At 71.3% G+C, this 20,324-nt stretch carries 14 protein-coding genes and 1 pseudogene; 9 read left to right on the top strand and 6 right to left on the bottom strand.

The window, feature by feature from the left end; all coding sequences use genetic code 11:
• Position 1: 1 nt before the first annotated feature.
• Positions 2 to 1,798, top strand: a complete 1,797-nt coding sequence (gene lysS / locus FBY41_RS08200; RefSeq protein ID WP_141843390.1) for a lysine--tRNA ligase — start codon at positions 2 to 4, stop codon at positions 1,796 to 1,798.
• A 159-nt stretch (positions 1,799 to 1,957) separates the two neighbouring features.
• On the opposite strand, the gene FBY41_RS08205 is transcribed toward lysS, so the two are convergent.
• Both FBY41_RS08205 and FBY41_RS08210 read right to left on the bottom strand, forming a co-directional pair.
• Entirely contained in the window at positions 1,958 to 3,535 is a 1,578-nt protein-coding gene (locus FBY41_RS08205) for a M4 family metallopeptidase (protein WP_141843392.1), read from the bottom strand.
• 586 nt (positions 3,536 to 4,121) lie between these two features.
• Positions 4,122 to 6,311 (bottom strand): HelD family protein, encoded by a 2,190-nt coding sequence (locus tag FBY41_RS08210; protein ID WP_446496952.1) that lies wholly within the window; start codon positions 6,309 to 6,311, stop codon positions 4,122 to 4,124.
• Between the two features lie 315 nt (positions 6,312 to 6,626).
• Between FBY41_RS08210 and FBY41_RS08215 the strand changes: the two genes are divergently transcribed.
• The 4 genes from FBY41_RS08215 to FBY41_RS08230 all read left to right on the top strand — a co-directional run bounded on the left by FBY41_RS08215 (position 6,627) and on the right by FBY41_RS08230 (position 10,178).
• Positions 6,627 to 7,256, top strand: a complete 630-nt coding sequence (locus FBY41_RS08215) for a GNAT family N-acetyltransferase (RefSeq protein ID WP_141843396.1) — start codon at positions 6,627 to 6,629, stop codon at positions 7,254 to 7,256.
• A 10-nt stretch (positions 7,257 to 7,266) separates the two neighbouring features.
• Positions 7,267 to 8,544 carry a phosphoribosylamine--glycine ligase gene (purD, locus tag FBY41_RS08220; protein ID WP_141843398.1) on the top strand — a complete coding sequence of 426 codons (1,278 nt, stop codon included), beginning with the start codon at positions 7,267 to 7,269 and terminating at the stop codon, positions 8,542 to 8,544.
• Between the two features lie 69 nt (positions 8,545 to 8,613).
• Positions 8,614 to 9,216 carry an RNA polymerase sigma factor gene (locus tag FBY41_RS08225; RefSeq protein WP_141843400.1) on the top strand — a complete coding sequence of 201 codons (603 nt, stop codon included), beginning with the start codon at positions 8,614 to 8,616 and terminating at the stop codon, positions 9,214 to 9,216.
• A gap of 56 nt (positions 9,217 to 9,272) precedes the next feature.
• Entirely contained in the window at positions 9,273 to 10,178 is a 906-nt protein-coding gene (locus FBY41_RS08230; protein ID WP_260439798.1) for a phosphoribosylaminoimidazolesuccinocarboxamide synthase, read from the top strand.
• A gap of 15 nt (positions 10,179 to 10,193) precedes the next feature.
• Here the strand turns inward: FBY41_RS08230 and FBY41_RS08235 are convergent, their stop codons facing one another.
• Entirely contained in the window at positions 10,194 to 11,357 is a 1,164-nt protein-coding gene (locus FBY41_RS08235) for an acyltransferase family protein (RefSeq protein ID WP_185748972.1), read from the bottom strand.
• A 216-nt stretch (positions 11,358 to 11,573) separates the two neighbouring features.
• On the opposite strand from FBY41_RS08235, the pseudogene purS reads away from it, so the two are divergent.
• The 3 genes and pseudogenes from purS to purL form a co-directional block, all read left to right on the top strand.
• Positions 11,574 to 11,822, top strand: a pseudogene (gene purS, locus FBY41_RS08240) (phosphoribosylformylglycinamidine synthase subunit PurS); the annotation flags it as partial.
• Positions 11,823 to 11,965: 143 nt separating this feature from the next.
• Positions 11,966 to 12,661, top strand: coding sequence for a phosphoribosylformylglycinamidine synthase subunit PurQ (gene purQ / locus FBY41_RS08245; RefSeq protein WP_141843406.1), 696 nt, complete (start codon positions 11,966 to 11,968; stop codon positions 12,659 to 12,661).
• A 4-nt stretch (positions 12,662 to 12,665) separates the two neighbouring features.
• Positions 12,666 to 15,011 (top strand): phosphoribosylformylglycinamidine synthase subunit PurL, encoded by a 2,346-nt coding sequence (gene purL, locus FBY41_RS08250; protein WP_141843408.1) that lies wholly within the window; start codon positions 12,666 to 12,668, stop codon positions 15,009 to 15,011.
• Positions 15,012 to 15,067: 56 nt separating this feature from the next.
• Here purL and FBY41_RS08255 read toward each other — a convergent pair whose 3' ends face one another.
• Positions 15,068 to 16,699 (bottom strand): glycoside hydrolase family 32 protein, encoded by a 1,632-nt coding sequence (locus FBY41_RS08255; protein ID WP_185748973.1) that lies wholly within the window; start codon positions 16,697 to 16,699, stop codon positions 15,068 to 15,070.
• Between the two features lie 379 nt (positions 16,700 to 17,078).
• Here FBY41_RS08255 and FBY41_RS08260 point away from each other — a divergent pair, with 379 nt between their 5' ends.
• Positions 17,079 to 18,698: a glycoside hydrolase family 68 protein gene (locus FBY41_RS08260; protein ID WP_141845022.1), complete on the top strand. Its 1,620-nt coding sequence runs from the start codon at positions 17,079 to 17,081 to the stop codon at positions 18,696 to 18,698.
• 12 nt (positions 18,699 to 18,710) lie between these two features.
• Here FBY41_RS08260 and FBY41_RS08265 read toward each other — a convergent pair whose 3' ends face one another.
• Positions 18,711 to 19,511 carry a spermidine synthase gene (locus FBY41_RS08265; RefSeq protein ID WP_260439651.1) on the bottom strand — a complete coding sequence of 267 codons (801 nt, stop codon included), beginning with the start codon at positions 19,509 to 19,511 and terminating at the stop codon, positions 18,711 to 18,713.
• 7 nt (positions 19,512 to 19,518) lie between these two features.
• The gene (locus tag FBY41_RS08270; protein WP_141843413.1) at positions 19,519 to 20,307 is read right to left on the bottom strand and encodes a GNAT family N-acetyltransferase; all 789 of its coding nucleotides are present in this window, start codon (positions 20,305 to 20,307) and stop codon (positions 19,519 to 19,521) included.
• Positions 20,308 to 20,324: the final 17 nt, after the last annotated feature.

Here is a 20,324-nt window from a genome sequence, read left to right on the forward strand (position 1 = left end):
CATGACTGACAACGTCGTCGAGCAGAAGGTCGAGCTCGACTGGGTCACCCGTCTCGCCGACGAGGTCGTCGCCGAGGCGCAGCGCCGCGGCGTCGACGGGCCGATCGTGTGCGCGTCGGGCATCAGCCCCTCGGGCCCGATCCACCTCGGCAACTTCCGCGAGCTCATCACGCCGCACCTCGTCGCCGACGAGATCAAGCGCCGCGGCGTCGACTGCGAGCACATCCTCAGCTGGGACGACTTCGACCGCTTCCGTCGCGTGCCGAAGAACCTTGCAGGCGTTGACGATTCGTGGGAGCAGTACATCGGTATGCCGCTCACCTCCGTACCGCCGCCGGCACGCTCGCCGCACGCGAGCTGGGCCGACCACTTCAAGGCACCGCTCATCGAGGCCATGGAGGCCACCGGCATCGAGGTGCGCCAGATCAGCCAGACCGAGCAGTACCGCGCCGGCGTCTATCGCGACCAGGTGTTGCTCGCGATGCGTGAGCGCTTCGCCATCGACAAGGTGCTCGACCAGTACCGCACCCTCGAGGCCGCTGAGAACGCGCGGCAGAAGGCGACCGGCAAGGGCAAGGGCGCCGGTCCCGGCGGCGGCAAGGGACCGAAGCTCACCGAGGAGCAGGCTGCTGCGGCGACCGAGGCCGAGCGGGGGTCGGGCGCGGCGAGCGAGGACGACGGCAGCGAGGGCAAGGCGGGCTACTACCCGTACAAGCCCTTCTGCACCGCGTGCGGCACCGACTTCACGACCGTCACCGCCTATGACGACGACAGCCACGAGCTGACCTACGACTGCACCCGGTGCGGTCACAGCGAGACCGTCGACCTGGACACCTTCACGAACGGCAAGCTGGTCTGGAAGGTCGACTGGCCGATGCGCTGGGCGCACGAACACGTCCTGTTCGAGCCGTCCGGCGTCGACCATCAGAGCCCCGGCAGCAGCTTCGTCGTCGGCAAGGACCTCGCCCCGATCTTCGGCTGGGAGCGCCCGGTCGGACCGATGTATGCCTTCGTGGGCATCGCCGGCATGGCGAAGATGAGCTCGAGCAAGGGTGGGGTCCCGATCCCGACCGACGCGCTCGAGGTCATGGAGGCTCCGGTGCTGCGCTGGCTCTATGCCCGCCGGCGGCCCAACCAGAGCTTCGACGTCGCCTTCGGTCCCGAGCTGCAGCGCCTCTACGACGAGTGGGATGCCTTGAACCGCAAGGTCGCCGACGGGTCGGCCCAGCCGGGAGATCTCGCCGCGCACCTGCGGGCGACCTCGACCGCATCGGGTGCGCTGCCGGCGACGCCGCGGCCGATGCCCTTCCGGACGATCGCCTCGGTCATCGACGTGACGCAGGGTGACGAGGAGCAGGCCGTGCGCATCCTCAGCGACCTCGACCCCGACAACCCGGTCACCTCGACCGACGACCTGCGCCCGCGCCTCGACTGTGCCGAGCGCTGGATGCTCGGCTACGTACCGGCCGAGGACCGCACCATCGTGCGCACCGAGCCCGACGCGGAGCTGCTCGGCAGCCTCGACGAGCAGCAGCGCGAGTCGCTCCGGCTGCTCGCCGAGGGGCTCGACGAGCACTGGTCGCTCGACGGTCTGACCCACCTCGTCTACGGTGTGCCGAAGATCCAGCGCGGGCTCGACCCCGAGGCCAAGGTCAAGGACCCCGAGCTGTCGGCGGCGCAGCGCGCGTTCTTCGTGCTCGTCTACCGGCTGCTCGTGTCCAAGGACACCGGCCCGCGCCTGCCGACGCTCCTGCTCGCGGTCGGAGCCGACCGCGTGCGCAGCCTCATCGGCCACTGACCTCACGCAGAACCCTCCCGATCGAGAGAGCACTCCGTCGGCATCACCCCCGATCGAGAGAGCACTTCGTCGCCCTCGATCAGGGGAAGCGCGGCATACGGGAGGGGCCGCCCGACCCACGAACGGTCGAGCGGCCCCTCCTTCATGCGGGGTAACGCGTCAGTTGACGTTCACGGCCGACCAGGCCGCGGCGGTCGCGTTGTACTGCGTGCTGCCGGCGCCGTAGAGGTCCGTGGCGGCCGAGAGCATCCCGGCGCGCGCGCCGGCGTAGGTCGTCGACGAGGTCCAGTACGTCGTCAGGGCGCGGTACCAGATCGCGGCGGCGGCGTCGCGGCCGATGCCGGTCACCGACGAGCCGTTGCAGGTCGGGCTGGTGTAGGTCACGCCATCGAAGACCTTGGCGGCCGTCCCCTCGGCCAGGAGGTAGAAGGCGTGGTTACCGACGCCCGAGGAGTAGTGCACGTCGAGGCTGCCGACCGTCTTGCTCCAGCAGTCGGCCGACGCGCCGTCGGTGCTCGGCTTGTTCATCCAGCGGAGCGGCTTCTTGGGCGACTTGAGCGAGAAGCGCTCACCGATGAGGTAGTCACCCGGGTCACCGGCCGTGTTGGCAGTGAACTCGACCATCGTGCCCATGACGTCGGAGGTCGACTCGTTGAGGCCTCCGGACTCGCGACGGTATGCGAGTCCCGCCGTCGCGGACGTGACGCCGTGCGTCATCTCGTGCCCGGCGACGTCGAGCGAGACGAGCGGTCCGTAACTGACTCCGTCGCCGTCGCCGTAGCGCATGCAGAAGCACGTGTCGCTCCACGAGGCGTTGACCCAGTTGCTGCCGACGTGGACGAGGCTGCGAGCGCCCTTCCCGTCGTTCTTGATGCCGTTGCGGCCGAAGGTGTTCTTGTAGAAGTCCCACGTGGCGCCCACGCCGAAGTCGGCGTCGACCGCGGCGGACTGTCGGTTCGTGTTCGAGCCCGTCCCCCAGGTGTTGTCGGCGTCGGTGAAGAGCGTGCCGGTCGTCGAGGACGTCGAGCCGTTGTTGCCGTCCTCGGTGCGAGCGTTGCCGCGAGCCGGGTCGATCATCTGCCACTGGCCACCGGACGGCGTGGTCTGGATGGTGACGGTGCCGAGGTAGAGGCTGTTGCCCGTGCCCGCGTCGTTGATCTCGGTGGCCCACTGGTCGACGACCGCACCGGTGCGAGCGTCGACGAAGACCACCTTGCCGGCCGGCTCCTGGTGGGCGCCGACGCCGTCGACCTGGGTCTTCCAGACGAGACGGGCAGGGCCGTAGGCGTAGACGGCGAGAGTGGGCGTCGAGGTTCGTACGGTGAAGTCGGCTGTGGCGGCCGCGGTGTGCGCCGCGGTTGCCGCAGCAACCGTCGGTGTGGTCGAGGCGACCCGCACCGCGGTCGAGGCCGCGTTGACGCCCTTCCAGCCGCCGGCCTTGTCGGTGTGGACGACGAGGTCACCGCCGACGATGGGCAGACCCTTGAAGGTTCTGTCGAAGCGGACGTGGGTGGTGCCGTCAGGGTCGGTCGCGACGCTTCGGCTCGAGAGGGACTGGTCCCGGTCGAGGCCGAAGGCAGCTCCGTGGGCGGTGGCCGCGGCGACGGCCCGGTCGATGCCGTTGCTCCCCGCTGCGGCCGGTGTGGCCGCCTGCGCACCGCTTGTGGCGATGGTGGCGAGAGCAGTAGCGGCGATCGCTGCGGTGGCGACCGTCGTGATGAGGCGCTTGTTCGTCAAGGTGTGAACTCCTGGCTACCGGTCGGTCCCCCGAGACGATCGGATTGATCGTGTCGTCACCGTCGTGGGAGAGGGTGGGTCGGCGCCAGAGGCTCGGAGCAAGGTTTACCAGTGCTTGAAGAAGAAATGAATGAAGGACGGCCCGGCTCTCAGGTTGCTCACAGGTTGCAGGCTGTTTCCGGTCCAATCCGACCCAAACCGACTCGTCAGGAGGGCCGACAAAGTGCTCTCTCGATCGGGGTGAGCCGACGGAGTGCTCTCTCGATCGGGGTGCGCCGACAAAGTGCTCTCTCGATCGGGGGAAGTGGCCACTCGACTCACGAACGGTCGAGTGGGCACTTCCACCGGACCCGGGCGCGCGACGGCGCCGGGCAAGGAGCGGGCGAGGGGCGAGACCCTGGGGGGGTGAGTCTCGTCCCTCGCCCGAGCGCGTCCTCATTGGGGGGCGGGACTGCGCCGGACGCCGACTGGGTCTGGGGGGATAGACCGGCGGGGAGGGTGATTTCGCACTGCCGTCGACGTCTTGACCATCATTGCGTGTGCCGGGGGGCGACACTGACCACATCGACATTCCTTGAACAAGTCTTTACCTTGCTCTGGCGAACTCTTGCTCCTGCGCCGAGAGCACCGTCATGCGGTGGGCCGCGCGGGTCAGGGCCACGTAGAGGACGCGCACCCCGCCGGGCGACTCGCGCACGATCTCGCGAGGGTCGACGACCACCGTCGCGTCGTACTCGAGGCCCTTCGTCGACATCGGGTCGACGACCTGGACACGCCCGTCGACACCGTCGTGGGCGAGCTCTGACAGAGGTGCGAGCCGGGCGGCATACGACGACGGCGTGATGACCGCGACGGACCCGTCGACCTCGCCGAGCAGGTGCAGGACGGCCTCCCGCACCGAGCCCATGGGGTCCTCCCCGAGCGAGCCCTCGACCGGGTGGATGCCGGTCTCGCGCACCGCCTGCGGGATGTCGGCGTCGGGCACCTCGCGGCGCACGACCTCGGCGGCGTAGTCGAAGATCTCGCGCGCGTTGCGGTAGTTCGTGTCCATGTGGAAGAGCTGGCGAACCTGACGGCCGTAGGCCTCCTCGCGCGCCGTCGTCGCCTCGTCGGGGTCGGGCCACGACGCCTGCGCCGCGTCGCCGACGACGGTCCACGACGCGGTGCGCCCCCGCAGGCCGATCATCCGCCACTGCATGGGGGAGAGGTCCTGCGCCTCGTCGACGAGCACGTGGGCGTAGTCGTCGGGCTTGCCGATGCGTCCGGCGAGCAGGCGCTCGCGCGGGTCGGCCGAGCGCGTGTGCGACGTGTCCTCGCGCTCCGGCCGGTTGACCGGCTGCACCTCGGTGACGCCGTACTGCGTGAGGTCGTCGAACTCCTCGATCTCGTAGAAGCCGCGCTCCTCGGCCTCCTTCTCCTTGACCGGGCCGACGCGCCCGGCGAGGTCGTCGACGAGCGCCACGTCGGCCACCGACCACGTGCCGGTCTCGAGGGCCGTCGTGAACGAGCCGGCGAGCAGCTCGGCGTCGGCGGGGGAGAACGCGCCGCGTGCGTGACGACGCACGAGCTCGGGGTCGGCGAGCCAGAGCAGCACCTCGCGCGGGTCGACCTGCGGCCACCACTGCTCCATGAAGGACTCGACGTCGAGGTGGTCCTCCCACTTGTCGATGAACTCGGCCTTGGCGTCGCGCTCACCGGTCACCCCGAGGCTCGCCCACGCGGCCTCGCCGAGCGCGGCCTGGGCGACCGCGGTCGCGGCGTTGCGCTGGTGCTGGCGCAGCACCTGCGAGCGCACCCGGTCGAGCGCCCGGGCCTCGAGGCGCACGGCGCGCCCCGCGACCATGACCCTCAGCTCCGTCGGGGCGCCGGGCACGCGACCGCGCGCAGCGGCAGACAGCAGCGGGCGGATCCGCGTGGAGCCCTTGAGGCGCGCGACCTCCGGCGGGTCGAGCCGCTCCGCGTGCATGGCGTCGATGACGTCACCGAGCGCACGGAGGGTGACGCTGTCCTCGCCGAGTGACGGCAGCACGCGCTCGATGTAGGCCGTGTAGGCGCCGGAGGGGCCGACGACGAGGATGCCGCCCGACTCGAAGCGTCGCCGCTCGGAGTAGAGCAGGTATGCCGCGCGGTGGAGTGCGACGACCGTCTTGCCGGTGCCCGGGCCCCCGGTGATCTCGGTGACCCCGCGCGCGCTGGCGCGGATGGCCTCGTCCTGGTGCGCCTGGATCGTGGCGACGATGTCGCGCATGCGCTCACCGCGAGTGCGGGTCAGCGCCGCCATGAGGGCGCCGTCGCCGACGATGACGAGGTCGTCGGGCGGCTCGGGCACCATGAGGTCGTCCTCGATGCCGATGACCGTGGCTCCGCGGCTGCGCAGCACCCGCCGCCGCAGCACTCCCATGGGCTGCGCCGGTGTCGCGCGGTAGAAGGCGGAGGCCGCGGGGGCGCGCCAGTCGATGACGAGGGGCTCGTAGTCGTCGTCGCGGACCCCGAGACGGCCGATGTAGCGCACCTCGCGGTCGTCGGGGCGGGCCTGCCGCTCGCCGCTGCCGTTGGCTCCGCCCGCGTCGTCGGTCCCGCCGGCGTCTTCGGTCCCGGCGGCCCCGCCGCTCCCACCGTGGCCGTTCGCGCGGGCCGCCGCCTCGCGCAGCATGGCGTGGTCGAGGTCGAGGCGACCGAAGACGAGACCTTCGTACTGGGTGTCGAGGGCCGTGCGCCGCTTGGCGGCGTGGAACATCAGGGCGTCGCGCTCGAAGAGGCCGGCCGCCTCCTCCATGCCGACCTCCGCGGACTTGGCGATGTGGCCCCGGGCCAGGCCCTCGGCCTGCACGACGTCGGCGCGGTGGCCGGCCTTCTCGAGCTCCTCGTGGACCCGGTCGACGTGGGCCTGCTCGACGGCGATCTCGCTCGCGACGTCGTCGGTCACGTGTACGCCGCCGCGTCGCGACGGCGTGCCAGCAGGGGTCACGGTGCGGGGCTCGCCGGTCGTGGTCGACCGGTGCGATGCTGCGTTGGAGGTGCTCACTGACGTCCCAGCGTTCGGCGGGCGCCGCGGGGGCGGCGCGGGAACCATCAAGTCTAGTGTCATCGCATGCCCGTCCCTGCCTGCATCCCTCCTACCGGCGAGCCCCTCGTCGGCCGCGTCGTCCGGCTCGATCCCCTGCAGCCCGACGACGCCCCCGGGCTCTTCGCCGTCTACTCGGACCCGCGGTGCTACGAGCAGGGATTCGCGATGATGCGGCCGCACACCTCTCTTGCCGAGACCGAGGCTCTCGTGGCGGACGGCATCGCGGCGCGCGGAGCCGGCCGGACGGCATACGCCGTGCGTCTTGCCGCTGACGGCGCCCTCGGGACGGCGGGCACCGTCGTCGGGTCGACCTCGCTCGGTGACGTCGACACGGTGCGCGAGCACGTGCACCTCGGGTGGACGATGTACGGCTCGCGCTGGTGGGGCACGCAGGTCAACCCGGAGTGCAAGCTGCTCCTGCTCGAGCACGCCTTCGACACGTGCGGCTTCGGCCGCGTCAAGATCCAGACCGACGTCATCAACGGCCGGTCACGGGCGGCAATCCTCAAGCTCGGCGCCGTCTTCGAGGGTGTCACGCGCCGCGACGTGCGGCGGCCCGACGGCACGTGGCGCGACTCGGCGGTGCACTCGATCCTCGTCGACGAGTGGCCCACGGTCCGGGCAGGCCTGCTGACGCGGCTCGCGTCACCCTAGGCTGGGCGCCGTGAAGGTCCTCGTGCTCGGCTCAGGCGCCCGCGAACACGCACTCGTCAAGGCCGTTGCGGCCGACCCGGAGGTCGACGCGGTGATCGCGGCGCCCGGCAACCCCGGCATCGACGCGACGGCGCTGTGCGTCCCCGTCGACATCCTCGACGGCGACGCGGTCGCGGCGCTGGCCCGCGAGCACGAGGTCGACCTCGTCGTCGTGGGCCCCGAGGCCCCGCTCGTCGTGGGCGTCGCCGACGTATGCCGTGCGGCCGGGCTCGCGGTCTTCGGACCCTCCGCCGAGGCCGCGCGTCTGGAGGGGAGCAAGTCCTTCGCAAAGGAGGTCATGGCCGCCGCCGACGTGCCGACCGCGCTGGCCCACGTGTGCACGACGATGGTCGAGGTCGAGGCCGCGCTCGACGCGCTCGGGGCTCCGCACGTCGTCAAGGACGACGGGCTCGCCGCCGGCAAGGGCGTCGTCGTCACCGACTCGCGCGACGAGGCGATCGAGCACGCCCGCGCCTGTCTCGCCAAGCCCGACGGGCGCCTCGTCGTCGAGGAGTTCCTCGACGGTCCGGAGGTGTCGGTCTTCTGCATCAGCGACGGCACGTCGGTCGTGGCGCTCTCCCCGGCCCAGGACTTCAAGCGCGTCGGCGACGACGACGCAGGCCTCAACACCGGTGGCATGGGGGCCTACTCGCCGCTCGACTGGGCGCCCGAGGGTCTCGCCGACGACGTCGTGCGCCGCGTCGCGCAGCCGACGATCGACGAGATGCGCCGCCGCGGAACGCCCTTCGTCGGGGTGCTCTACGTCGGGCTGGCGCTCACCTCACGCGGGCTGCGGGTCATCGAGTTCAACGCCCGCTTCGGCGACCCCGACGGCCAGGCGTCGCTCGCGCGGCTCGAGACGCCCTTCGCCCAGCTGCTCCACGCCGCGGCCACCGGCGGGCTCGCCCAGTTCGGGCGGCTGCGCTGGTCGGACGACCGGGCCGTCGTCGTGGTCGTCGCGGCCGCGGGCTACCCCTCGGCGCCCCGCACCGGCGACCCCATCACGGGGCTCGACGCCGCGGCCGAGGTGCCGGGCGTCGCCGTGCTCCATGCGGGCACGCGGCTCGACGAGACCGGCGCCCTCGTCTCGGCCGGCGGCCGGGTCCTCGACGTCGTCGCCGTCGCGCCGACGCTCGCGAAGGCCAGGCGGGCGGCATACGACGCGGTGGCCGTCATCGAGCTCGAGGGCTCCCACCACCGCACCGACATCGCCCTGCGCGCCGAACGGGGCGACATCACCGTCGGCTGAGGCGAACCGTCCGGGCGGAGCCGGACTCTTCCTTTCATGAGCGCAATGACTGCCGTCCGAGGGGTGCCGATGTCCGAGCGCAGCGGGAAGCTGGACGACCGCGGACTCTGGGCGCGCCTGGCGCACGTCGACGACGCGGCGCTGACGGAGCTGTATCGGCGGCACTGCGATGCGGTCTACAACTTCGCCTTCCGGCGCACGGCGTCCTGGTCGTCCGCGGAAGACGTGGTGCAAGCGACCTTCACCGCTGTCTGGCGGCGGGCGCGGGAGGGCGCGGTGGACCCGCTGCGAGCAGAGACGGCGCGCGCCGTGCTCCTCGTGATGGCGGGGCACGAGTGCGCGAACGTCGCGCGGTCGGCTCGGCGGCAGCGGTTGTTGCACGGGCGCATAGAGGCGGACGCTGGCGGCGCCGTTGCCGCCGACCATGCTGCCACGACGGCAGCGCGCGTCGATGACGAGCGACAGATGAGCGAGGTGCGCCGTGCCCTGACGCGCATCCCTGCGGTGCAGCGTGAGGCGATCGAGCTGGTGGTGTGGTCGCACTGCTCGCTGGCCGAGGCGGCCGACGCGCTCGGCATCTCGGAAGGCACTGTGAAGTCGCGCCTCCATCGGGCCCGCCAAAGCCTCATGAGCGTGATCGAGATCGAGGCACTCAAGGAGGACCTGTCATGAACCTGCCCACGCCCCCCGAACGCGCCCTGCCCGATCGACTGAGGAGATGGCAGGCTGTGCGCGTGACCGACCTACCACTGGAACTGCCCGGGTACGAGCACGTCTACTCCGGCAAGGTGCGTGACCTCTACGCGCCGGTCGGCGACGACGGTCAGGTCGTCCCCGACCGGCTGCTCCTCGTCGCCTCGAACCGCCTGTCCGCCTACGACTGGATGATGTCGCCCGAGATCCCCGACAAGGGTGCGGTGCTGACGCGCCTGTCGCTCTGGTGGTTCGACCAGCTCGCCGACCTCGTGCCCAACCACGTCATCTCGACCGACGTGCCTGCCGCAGTCGCCGGCCGGGCCGTGCTCGTGCGCAAGCTCGAGATGCTCAAGGTCGAGGCGATCGCGCGGGCCTACCTGACCGGCGGCGGGCTCGAGGAGTACCGGGCGACGGGCGCGGTGTGCGGCGTCGTGCTGCCCGAGGGGCTCGAGGACGGGTCCAGGTTGCCCGAGCCGGTTTTCACCCCGACGACGAAGGCGCCCGTCGGCGAGCACGACCTGCCGATGTCGCCCGCCGAGGTCGAGGCCGAGCTCGGTGCCGAGGTCGCGGCCGAGGTCTCGCGGCTGACGCGGGCGATCCTCGCCCGCGGCAACGAGATCGCCGCCGAGCGCGGCATCCTCATCGCCGACACCAAGGTGGAGTTCGGGGTCTCGCCGGACGGCTCGGGTGGCCTCGTGCTGGCTGACGAGGTGCTGACGCCGGACTCGTCGCGCTTCTGGCCCGCTGCTGCCTGGCAGCCGGGCCGCACCCAGCCGTCCTACGACAAGCAGTTCGTGCGCGACTGGCTGACGTCGCCCGAGTCGGGCTGGGACCGCCACGCCGGGGGCCCGCCACCCGAGCTGCCCGCCCGCATCGTCGAGCAGACGCGGGCGAAGTACGTCGAGGCCTACGAGCTGCTCACCGGCGAGCGCTTCTGACCCTGCCCGTCGACGTCAGACGATGCGGCGCACCCCGGGCACCTTCGTGAGGAGCCACCCGACGAGGAACGAGATCGCGATGCCCATCGAGGCCACCGCGACGTAGGAGACCTCCGGGGCCGTGCCGACCTCGCGGGAGCCGAGGACGAGGCCGACGAGCACGCCCTGGTGCACGAGGAACGCAGCGAAGGCCGATCGGGCGAGCTGGCGTGCCAGCGGTCCCTGGCGATCGAACCGTCGCTGGAAGAGGTCGACGACCCAGAGGGAGGCCGTCGTGATGATGACGCCCTCGATCGCCGCCAGCAGCCCTGACTGCCAGGTCACGCCGCCGAGGTAGAGCTCCATCGCGTAGCCGAGCGGTCCACTCACGGCGATCGCGACGACGCTCAGGAGCATGGCTGCCCACGCCACGTGCCGGACCCGGCGGGCCAGGTCGGGCTCCAGAGGCAGCCAGCTGCGCTCTGCAGCCAGGATCCCGATCACGAAGCCGGCCAGCCAGCCCGGGGACTGGGCGATGGCGAGGTGCCACCGCTCCTCGCCCATGGGGACGCCGAGGCGGATGGTCCACGAGGCGACGGCGACGAGCGCCGCGAGGGCGAGGAGGTGCCACAGGCGCAGGGGCACCGGACCCGAGTGGCGCCGCGGCCACACCGCACGGACGCCGGCGTAACCGACGGAGAGGACGAAGAGGACGCCGAGGAACCACGTCGGTCCGGGCGCAGGCGGCCACAACACGTGGGGCACGAAGGCCCAGAACCCTTGCGACCACCCGGAGTTGTCCGGGTCGACGAACTCGATCCAGGGGCTGAGCAGCACGATGAAGGCGACCATCGGCACGAGCAGGCGCAGGGCCCGGTCGGTCAGGAAGCGTCGGGTCCCCTTCCGCTCGAGCGACCTCGGAGTGAAGTAGCCGGCGAGGAGGAAGAAGACGGGCAACCCGAAGAGCGAGACCACCGCCGTGACGAGCGTCAGCACGGTCAGCAGCGGCTCGCGAACCGGCGGCTCGTCGAAGACCCAGGTGCCGAGCCCGGTCCACGCCATCGTCGCGTGGGCCGCGATGACCCCGGCGACGAGCACGACCTTGAGGTTGTCGGCCCAGGCGGTCCGTGGCATGGGCACGGGCGTCGACCTCGACGCCTCCGGCTCGAGGGCAGATGTGTCCTTGCGGATGTCAGTCATGTCGCACCCCCTTTCAGGTACGCGTGGATCCGTCCCCCGCACAAGGGGAGAAGGTCCCGCTCGCCGGGCAGCGGCTCCTGGCCCGACGTCGGATGCGACGCAGGCGTCTCGACGGGTTGGACGCGTGAGCGTGGGTGCGCGTGCGGGCCGATAGACTTCCGACGTCTCGATCGGAGCACCCGGTCGCCCCATCCAGCAACAGGGAGAACCACACCGATGGGAAGCATCGTCGTCGACGTCATGCTCAAGCCCGAGATTCTCGACCCGCAGGGGCAGGCCGTCGGCGGGGCACTCCCGCGCCTCGGCTTCGAGGGCTTCACCGACGTCCGCCAGGGCAAGCGCTTCGTGCTCACCGTCGATGGTGACGTCACCGACGAGCACCTCACGGCCGCGCGCGAGGCAGCCGAGAAGCTGCTCTCCAACCCGGTCATCGAGGACGTCGTGTCCGTGCACGTGCTCGACGACAGCGTCGACGACTCGGAGCCCTCCCCGGCCGAGGCCAAGTCCGGGCGCAAGGCCAGGGCCAGGGCCGAGGCGCAGGCTGCGGCCGACGGGGAGCCTTCGGCCGAGGCCGAAGGAGACCGCGCTGCGAGCGAGGACGAGTCCCAGTGAGGATCGGGGTCGTCACCTTCCCCGGCTCGCTCGACGACCGTGACGCCGCGCGTGCTGTGCGCGCCTGCGGCGGCGAGTCGGTGCCGCTGTGGCACGGCGACGACGACCTCCGGGGCGTCGACGCCGTCATCCTCCCCGGCGGGTTCTCCTACGGTGACTACCTCCGGTGCGGGGCCATCGCACGCTTCGCCCCGGTCATGGACGTGCTCGTGCCCGCCGCCCAGGGCGGGCTGCCGGTGCTCGGCATCTGCAACGGGTTCCAGGTGCTCACCGAGAGCCACCTGCTGCCCGGCGCCCTGATCCGCAACGACCACCGCAAGTTCAACTGCGTCGACACCCGGCTCGTCGTCGAGAACGCCTCGACGGCCTGGACCTCCGACTACGAGGCCGGCCAGGAGATCACGATCGTCCTGAAGAACGGCGAGGGCGGCTTCGTCGCCGACGACCAGACCCTTGACATGCTCGAGGGCGAGGGCCGCGTCGTCTTCCGCTACGTGCCCGATGCCGACGGGCGCAACCCCAACGGCTCCTACCGCCACATCGCCGGCATCACGAACGAGCGTGGCAACGTCGTCGGTCTCATGCCGCACCCGGAGCACGCGGTGGAGGAGGGCTACGGTCCGACCCTCGACGGCCGGGGGTTCTTCACCTCGATCCTCACGCACGCCCTCGAGACCGCAGCAAAGGCCTGACGCGATGACGACCACCGACGAGCAGACCCAGACCGGCACGCATGCACAGGCAGCGGCGGCAGAGCCCGTGGCCGGCCTCGACACCGTCGAGCACGCAACGCGCACGCCCGACATCGACCAGCCGTGGTCGGAGCTCGGTCTCAAGGGCGACGAGTACGCCAGCATCCGCGAGATCATCGGTCGCCGTCCGACGATCGCCGAGCTCGCGATGTACTCCGTCATGTGGAGCGAGCACTGCTCGTACAAGTCGAGCAAGGTGCACTTCAAGCTCTGGGGCGAGAACACCACCGACGAGATGCGCGAGAAGCTCCTCGTCGGCATCGGTGAGAACGCCGGCGTCGTCGACATCGGCGACGGCTGGGCGGTGACCTTCAAGGTCGAGTCGCACAACCACCCGAGCTACGTCGAGCCCTACCAGGGCGCTGCGACCGGCGTCGGCGGCATCGTGCGCGACATCATGTCGATGGGCGCGCGCCCGATCGCGGTCATGGACCCGCTCCGTTTCGGCAACCTGCACCACCCCGACACCCAGCGCGTCCTGCCGGGCATCGTCGCGGGGGTCGGCGGCTACGGCAACTGCCTCGGCCTGCCCAACATCGGCGGTGAGGTCGTCTTCGACGACTGCTACCAGGGCAACCCGCTCGTCAACGCCCTCTGTGTCGGCGCGATGCGCGTCGAGGACATCCACCTCGCCAAGGCGACCGGTGTCGGCAACAAGGTGATCCTCTTCGGCGCCAAGACCGGCGGCGACGGCATCGGCGGCGTCTCGGTGCTCGCCTCCGAGACGTTCGACTCCGGCGGCCCGGCCAAGCGCCCGGCCGTGCAGGTCGGCGACCCGTTCGCCGAGAAGGTGCTCATCGAGTGCTGCCTCGACCTCTATGCCGCGCACGTCGTCGACGGCATCCAGGACCTCGGCGGGGCCGGGCTCTCCTGTGCCACCAGCGAGCTCGCCTCCAACGGTGACGGCGGCATGCGCGTGGAGCTCGACCTCGTGCCCCTGCGCGACGCGAGCCTCCAGCCCCACGAGATCCTCATGTCGGAGTCGCAGGAGCGCATGATGGCCATCGTCGAGCCCGACAAGCTCGACGAGTTCATGGCGATCACCGACAAGTGGGACGTCGAGGCCACCGTCATCGGCGAGGTCACCGACGGCGACCGGCTCGTCATCACCTGGCACGGCGAGGTCATCGTCGACGTGCCGCCGCGCTCGGTCGCCCACGACGGGCCGACCTACCATCGCCCGCTCAGCCGGCCGGCATACCTCGACGCCCTCAACGCCGACAGCGCTTCGGCGCTCGCGCGCCCCGAGACGGGCGAGGAGATCAGGGCGCAGCTGCTGACGCTCATCGGCTCACCGAACCTCTGCGACAAGTCGTGGGTCACCGACCAGTACGACCGCTACGTCATGGGCAACACCGCGCTGTCGCAGCCCGACGACGCGGGGGTCGTGCGGGTCGACGAGGAGACCGGGCGTGGCGTGGCCGTCGCGACTGACTGCAACGGCCGCTTCGCCAAGCTCGACCCGTACACCGGTGCGCAGCTCGCGCTCGCCGAGGCCTACCGCAACGTCGCCACGGCGGGCGCGGCGCCCCTCGCCGTCACCGACTGCCTCAACTTCGGCTCCCCCGAGGACCCGGGTGTCATGTGGCAGTTCCGCGAGTCGATCCGCGGCATCGCCGAGGGCTGCAAGTTCCTCGGCATCCCGGTGACCGGCGGCAACGTCAGCTTCTACAACCAGACCGGCGACGTGGCGATCCACCCGACTCCCGTCGTCGGGGTGCTGGGCGTCATGCCCGACGTGTCGAAGCGCTCGCGCTCGGGGTTCCGCACCGACGGCGCGCACATCTACCTCCTCGGCACGACGCGTCCCGAGCTCGACGGCTCCGAGTGGGCCCACGTCATCCACAAGCACCTCGGCGGTCTGCCCCCGGTCGTCGACCTCGCGGCCGAGCAGGCCCTCGGCCGGGCACTCGTGGCCGCGGCCGAGGCCGGGCTCGTCGAGGCGGCGCACGACCTGTCCGAGGGCGGCCTCGCGATCGCGCTCGCCGAGGCGTGCATGCGACACGGTGTCGGCGCGACGATCGACGGGCTCGACCAGGTCGGCGTCGACGCCGACGGCACCATCCTCGACCCCTTCACGGCACTCTTCTCCGAGTCGAGCGCGCGTGCTCTCGTCGCGGTGCCGGCCGGCAGCGCCGCGCAGTTCGAGGCTCTGCTCGGAGAGGTGCCGCACCGGCGCATCGGCGCCACGGGTGGCCGCGACCTCGAGATCGCCGGCCTCTTCTCGGTGTCGGTCTCGGAGCTCGAGTCCGCCCACACCTTCACGATGCCGGCGGTCTTCGGCAGCTGAGCCCGGCTCGCCGCCTCGACGGCCCTTCCCGTATGCCGGGAGGGGCCGTCGTCGTGTCAGGCGAGCTGCACCGGCCGGATCGGGGCTGCCGTCGCGGCGTGCACGAGGACCGAACCGTCTGCCTCGAGCTCGATGGCGACGACCTCGCCGAGGCCGCTGGCGGCCGAGAGGCACACGGCGCCGTCGTCGACGAAGCACTCGAGCGTGCCCCGGTCGACGAGCAGCGACATCCGGGTCCGCAGGCGCCCGCGTGGCTGCGGTGCCAGGTCGGCGACATGGCTCGAGGTCCACGTCGGACCGAGAACTCCCGTGGCCGGTGACGCAGACTCCCGGTCCACCGCGACCCGCAGGTGGGCGGGATCGACCGTGACGGTCGCAGAGGCCGCGTCGCCGTCGAGCAGGCGCAGCCGGTAGGGAGCGTCCGACTCGATGTCGAGGTCCAGCCGCATGCTGTCGCTCGGGGTCGGTCGCGTGAACCGGTGGAGCCCCGCGAACGGCACCGGGACCGCGGACGGGCTGGACGGCATACCGCCCATGGGGACCGGCGGCCCGGTGACGACGTCGAGGGCATCGAGCGGGGTGCTCACGAGCCGTGGCACTCCGCCCGGTCCGGTGACGAGCCGGACGCGGCGCACGACCGACTGGGCGCCGCCCGCGAAGGACCCGCTGCGTCGGGACCTCGCGTACGCCCAGTTGTCGAGCCAGCCGAGGCACCAGCGGGAACTGGGCCGAGGCTCGTCGTCGGGTGCCCAGGTGACGGCGGCGTAGAAGTCCGGGCCGTGGTCGAGCCAGCGCGCGGGTGCCCCGTCGCCGGTGAAGCGGGTGCCGTCCCACACCCCCGTCCAGTGGGCAACGCCCGTCGTGCGGCCCTGTGACTGCCCGTTGGCGCTCGCCACGAGCACCCAGGTGCGGCGTGAGGGGTCGCCGTCGAGCTCGAGCTCGAAGAGGTCGGGGCACTCGAGGGTGCCGAGGTCGTCGACACTCCAGTCGGACCGGTAGGTCCAGGTGCGGAGGTCGGTCGAGGTGTAGAACCCCAGGCGGTGCCCCTCGGCCAGGAGCATGACCCACTGGTCATGGGCGCTGTCACGAATCACCTTGGGGTCACGGAAGTCCCGGCTCTGTGCGGTGCCGGGGTTGTCGATCACCGGGTTGCCGGGCGCCGGGGTGAAGGTGCGGCCGACGTCGTGGGAGACGTAGAGGGACTGGCGCTGCACACCGTCCGCCTGCTGGGTGGCGAACGCGAGAACGGCTCCGGCGCCGAGGCCCGCGACCCCGTCCCCGTCGACGACGGCGCTGCCCGACTCGACGTCTCCCAGCGCGTCGACGTACTTCCGGATCGAGGTGCCTCCGTCGCGCCAGGTGACGAGGTCGGGGCTCGTCGCGAGCCGCCACTCGGTGCCGTTGCCGTGCGGGTGGTCGGCGTTGTGGAGGTACCACAGGTGCCAGAGCCCCCCGAGGAGCAGCGGGCGCTGGGGGTCGTTCATCCAGTGCGACGGGGGTGTGAGGTGGTAGCCGGGGCGGTCGACGTCGGCGCCCGCGGGCCGCGAGAAGGGGCCGGCGGCGTCCGGCACCGGTGGCACGTCGTCATCTGGAGCTGTGGCCGTGCAGGCCGCCAGCGCCGTGATGCCGACGGCACCGAGGCCCGCACCGAGCAGGCTGCGGCGTGTCAGCGAAGGTTGCGTTGTCAACGATGTCATCTCCGAGCTCGGGTCGGGGTCGCCGGTTGCGACGACCCCTGACGAGGGAGGAGCCGGGCACAAAGGTGGCGCGGATGCCTCCCGTCCCTGCGTGGGGAGGCATCCGCGCCGTTGGACGCGGGCCCGCACCTGGAAGCCAGATCGGGAGCAAACCAGAGCCTCACGTCGCCTCGACGGTAGGGGGAGGTCTCGATCTACGCAAAAGTAACGATTTCACATCATGAGACCCGAGACAGACATTCCACTGCTTCGGGCCATCTCGGTTGGACAACGTTGTCATCACGCCCCTATGGTCGGTGCCGCACCTGGAACTCGATCTCGTCACACCCGACACCTCGCCCCCCGGCGAGCCATCGAAGGGCAGAAGATGATGTTCCTCCACCACCGCTTCCTCAAGGGAGCGCTTGCGGCAGGCGTGGCGGCAGCCGCGCTCGTCGCCACCGCAGGAGCCGGCGCCACCGCGGCTCCTCGGGCGGCCACCGCGCCGTCCGCCCAGTCCGCGCTCCCCGCGCAGGCTGTCCCCGGCTTCCCCGAGCCGACTCCGCACACCCAGAAGGCCTACGACCCGGCTGCCGACTTCACCGCGAAGTGGACCCGGGCCGACGCCCGCCAGATCAAGGCGATGTCCGACCCGACAGCCGGCTCCCGCCAGAACTCGATGCCGGAGGACTACACGGCACCGACCGTCCCGCAGAACTTCCCCGACATGAGCAACGGCAAGGTCTGGGTCTGGGACACCTGGCCGCTCACGGACGCCGCCGCCCATCAGTACAGCTACAAGGGCTGGGAGGTCGTCTTCTCCCTCGTCGCCGACCGCAAGCTCGGCTTCGACGACCGCCACACCTACGCCAAGCTCGGCTACTTCTTCCGCAAGGCGGGTGTGCCCTCGTCGCAGCGCCCGGCCAACGGCGGGTGGACCTACGGCGGACTCGTCTTCCCCAAGGGCCTGTCCGGCAAGGTCTTCGAGGACCAGTCCTTCTCGCACCAGACCGAGTGGTCGGGCTCGACCCGCATCTTCAAGAACGGCGAGGTCAAGGTCTTCTACACGGCTGTCGCCTTCTACCGCAACGCTGCCGGTCAGGACACCAAGCCGGCCGACGCGCGCATCATGATGTCGCCCGGCAAGATCTTCGCCAACGACAAGGGCGTGTGGTTCGGCGGCTTCAAGACGCACAACGAGCTGCTCAAGCCCGACGGCAAGCTCTACCAGAACGGCGCGCAGAACCCGTACTACAACTTCCGCGACCCCTTCACCTTCCAGGACCCGGCGCACCCGGGCAAGACCTACATGGTCTTCGAGGGCAACACGGCGACGCAGCGTGGGACCCGCGCCTGCACGACCGGCGACATGGGCTACCAGCCCGGCGACCCGTACACGGAGACCCCGGACGAGGTCATGGACCGCAACGCGCACCTGCAGATGGCGAACGTCGGTCTTGCCGTGGCCGACAACACGGAGCTGACCAAGTGGCACTTCCTGCCGCCGATCCTGTCGGCCAACTGCGTCACCGACCAGACCGAGCGGCCGCAGATCTACCTGAAGGACGGCAAGTACTACCTCTTCACCATCAGCCACCGCAGCACGTTCGCGGCCGGCGTCGACGGTCCTGAGGGCGTCTACGGCTTCGTCGGCAACGGCATCCGCAGTGACTTCCAGCCGGTCAACCGCGGCTCGGGCCTCGCGCTCGGCAACCCGACGAACCTCAACTTCAACCAGGGCTTCCCGTTCGACCCGGACTACAACCAGCACCCGGGTGCGTTCCAGGCCTACTCGCACTACGTCATGCCCGGTGGCCTCGTGCAGTCCTTCATCGACACGATCGGCACGAAGGACAACTTCCGCCGGGGCGGCACGCTCGGCCCGACGGTGCGCATCCTCATCGACGGTGACACGACCAAGGTCGACCGCACCTACGGCAACGGGGGCCTCGGCGGCTACGCCGACATCCCGGCCGACCGCGACATCAAGCCGGGTCAGCCCGTGAGCTGACCCCGACCGGTGTCAACGGGGCCGCCACCTCCCGGCCTCGGGGGGTGGCGGGCTCTGCATTCCCTTGGCGTCAAGGGGTTTCGCGCCGGCGATGAGGCGCTCCAGGGCCGCGCCCTCGCGGAGCCCGGTCGGGAGGTGTGCGCGCGCGACCTCCCGGCGCAGGCTCTCGAGAGGGAGGGGCGCGCAGCTCGCCACGACGACCGAGTTGCCGAAGCGCTTGCCCTTGAGCACCTCGTGCGTGGCGATGAGGGCGAGGTGGGGCATCGACTGGCGGACCGTCGCGAGAACCCTTGCGACATAACGCATTCCCGGCTCGTCGGCGAGGTTCCACAGCGCCGTCCCGGCGGGCTTCAGCACACGACGCACCTCGAGCACGTATGCCGCAGAGGCCAGTTCGGCTGGGACGCGGCCCGCGGCATACGCATCGGTCACGACGACGTCCGCCGAGGCGCCGCCGAGCGCTCGCACCCCGGTGAGTCCGTCGACGGGCCGGATGCGGATCCGGTGTCGACGCGGAAGCGGAATCTCCTTGCGCACCAGTGCCGTCAGCGCCTCGTCCGGCTCGAGAACGATCTGCGGCGAGCCCGGCCGGGTCGCCTCGACCCAGCGAGGGAGGGTGAGCCCGGCGCCGCCGACGTGCGTGACCCCGAGCGGCCCCGGCGGAAGGGTGTCGATGGCGAGCGCGAGGTGCTGGACGTACTCGAAGACGAGCAGGGTCGGGTCGTCGGGCTGCACGTGCGACTGGGGCGACCCGTCCATGTGCACGGTCACCCCACCACGCTCGTCCCACTGGAGCGTCACGTGGTCGGTCATCGGCCGGTCACAGGTCGACGGCGAGCTGGCGCTGCTCGCCGTAGCGACGGAAACCGAGCCTCCTGAGGATCGGCGAGGAGGTGTCGACCCGCCCGTGGGTCAGCGCGAGGGTGGCGCCCGCCCGCACGGCGATGTCGAGGCGGGCCCGGAGCACGGCCCGGTAGGCGCCGAGCCCCCGGAGGTCCGGGTGGGTGCCGGCACCCCACAGCCGGCACACCGGCCCGACGATGCCCCAGCCACCGGTGCTCGCGGGCCGTCCGGCGACGGAGGCGACGACCCGGCCGACGCTGTCGTCGCCGAGACCGCGGGCGATCTCGACGAGCCCGCGGTCGACCTCCTCGTCGTCGGGTGCCGACCCGCCGAAGGCGCTCTGGCTGAGCACGAGCGCGTCTCGCACGCCGTCGCGGTCGACGACCCGGGTGACCGTGACGTCGGCGCCGGGTGCGACCTCGGGCACCCCGTCGGTGAGGTGGAGGCCGAGCACGTCCATGCGTTCGACGACCTGCGCGCCGCGCCGCACGAGCTCGGCCTCGAGGCCGGACGGCCGGCTCGTGTCCGACAGCGTCCACCAGATCCGCTCACGGCCGAGGTCTCGAGCCACGCGATGCACCTCGTCGACGACCTCGGCCGGCTCGCGGTCCGACCCGAACAGGCGGGCGCCCGTGGGCGTCAGGTAGGTCGGCGGGTAGGCCACGACGAGGTACTCGTCCGTCCGCACGCTGCGCGCGTGGTCAGGCACCCAGGCCCACTCGTTCGAGGCGGCCAGCACGGACTCGGGGTCCCAGATCGGTGTCACCACGACAGGCTACGGTC

It is taken from the genome of Humibacillus xanthopallidus (assembly GCF_006716675.1).
GTDB classification, from domain to species: domain Bacteria; phylum Actinomycetota; class Actinomycetes; order Actinomycetales; family Dermatophilaceae; genus Humibacillus; species Humibacillus xanthopallidus_B.